This is a genomic window from Paraburkholderia sp. SIMBA_030 (assembly GCF_046535245.1).
GTDB lineage: Bacteria > Pseudomonadota > Gammaproteobacteria > Burkholderiales > Burkholderiaceae > Paraburkholderia.
In genome coordinates, this window is sequence record NZ_JAWRXB010001721.1 from 1 (window position 1) to 233 (window position 233).

Genomic DNA, 233 nt, shown 5'->3' on the forward strand with positions numbered 1-233 from the left:
GACGCTGCTGGAAATAGCGGCAACACAAAACGAATCAAACCATATGCAGCAGTCTTGATGAGTACACCTGCCAAATCCACCGAACCTGCCGTTGGTGCCTGCGCATGCGCATCTGGCAACCAACCGTGAAAAGGAATGATTGGCAACTTCACCGTATTGGTGCTATCGTTGGTGGCGGCGCAGGTCATGCAGCAGCTGAAGCCATTGATCCAACTCACGAAGAAGCGTACTGG

At 52.8% G+C, this 233-nt stretch carries 1 protein-coding gene; it reads right to left on the reverse strand.

Annotation, left to right across the window (positions count from 1 at the left end):
* A partial coding sequence (locus SB772_RS45900; RefSeq protein WP_410839261.1) for a proton-conducting transporter membrane subunit occupies positions 1-218 on the reverse strand: 218 nt, incomplete at its 3' end.
* Positions 219-233: the final 15 nt, after the last annotated feature.